Source organism: Pseudomonas sp. LAM2023 (genome assembly GCF_016620375.1).
GTDB lineage: Bacteria > Pseudomonadota > Gammaproteobacteria > Pseudomonadales > Pseudomonadaceae > Aquipseudomonas > Aquipseudomonas anuradhapurensis.
The window spans coordinates 1-1,597 of record NZ_JAENHV010000031.1 but is presented as its reverse complement, the minus strand read 5'-3'; the positions used below and the strand labels follow the sequence as shown (position 1 = coordinate 1,597).

The 1,597-nt window shown below is 50.6% G+C and carries 1 rRNA gene; it reads right to left on the bottom strand.

Features of this window, described 5'->3' with window-relative positions:
• Nucleotides 1-1,471 (bottom strand): 23S ribosomal RNA (locus JKP78_RS19810); the annotation flags it as partial.
• Nucleotides 1,472-1,597 lie beyond the last annotated feature (126 nt).

Sequence of the window (1,597 nt, the reverse complement as noted above, 5' to 3'; positions counted from 1 at the left end):
CAGCCTACCACCTTAAACCTGGACAACCAACGCCAGGCTGGCCTAACCTTCTCCGTCCCTCCATCGCAATAACTGGAAGTACAGGAATATTAACCTGTTTTCCATCGACTACGCTTTTCAGCCTCGCCTTAGGGACCGACTAACCCTGCGTCGATTAACGTTGCGCAGGAAACCTTGGTCTTTCGGCGTGCGAGTTTTTCACTCGCATTGTCGTTACTCATGTCAGCATTCGCACTTCTGATACCTCCAGCAAGCTTCTCAACTCACCTTCACAGGCTTACAGAACGCTCCTCTACCGCGTCATCAAAGATGACACCCGTAGCTTCGGTGCATGGTTTGAGCCCCGTTACATCTTCCGCGCAGGCCGACTCGACTAGTGAGCTATTACGCTTTCTTTAAAGGGTGGCTGCTTCTAAGCCAACCTCCTAGCTGTCTAAGCCTTCCCACATCGTTTCCCACTTAACCATGACTTTGGGACCTTAGCTGACGGTCTGGGTTGTTTCCCTTTTCACGACGGACGTTAGCACCCGCCGTGTGTCTCCCATGCTCGGCACTTCCAGGTATTCGGAGTTTGCATCGGTTTGGTAAGTCGGGATGACCCCCTAGCCGAAACAGTGCTCTACCCCCTGGAGTGATACATGAGGCGCTACCTAAATAGCTTTCGAGGAGAACCAGCTATCTCCGAGCTTGATTAGCCTTTCACTCCGATCCACAGGTCATCCGCTAACTTTTCAACGGTAGTCGGTTCGGTCCTCCAGTCAGTGTTACCTAACCTTCAACCTGCCCATGGATAGATCGCCCGGTTTCGGGTCTATACCCAGCGACTAAACGCCCTATTAAGACTCGCTTTCGCTACGCCTCCCCTATTCGGTTAAGCTCGCCACTGAATATAAGTCGCTGACCCATTATACAAAAGGTACGCAGTCACCTAACAAAGTAGGCTCCCACTGCTTGTACGCATACGGTTTCAGGTTCTATTTCACTCCCCTCTCCGGGGTTCTTTTCGCCTTTCCCTCACGGTACTGGTTCACTATCGGTCAGTCAGTAGTATTTAGCCTTGGAGGATGGTCCCCCCATGTTCAGACAAAGTTTCTCGTGCTCCGTCCTACTCGATTTCATTGACAAGAGATTTTCGTGTACGGGGCTATCACCCACTATGGCCGCACTTTCCAGAGCGTTCCACTAATCTCAAATCAACTTAAGGGCTGGTCCCCGTTCGCTCGCCACTACTAAGGGAATCTCGGTTGATTTCTTTTCCTCAGGGTACTTAGATGTTTCAGTTCCCCTGGTTCGCCTCTTGCACCTATGTATTCAGTACAAGATACTCAGCTTGTGCTGAGTGGGTTCCCCCATTCAGAGATCTCTGGATCACAGTCTGTTTGCCGACTCCCCAAAGCTTATCGCAGGCTACCACGTCTTTCATCGCCTCTGACTGCCAAGGCATCCACCGTATGCGCTTCTTCACTTGACCATATAACCCCAAGCAATCTGGTTATACTGTGAAGACGACATTCGCCGAAAATTCGCATGTTGCTCTTTCGAGCAGAACTCACAAATTTTACCTTAGCCTGATTAACCAGCAGTGAAACTGGTCATC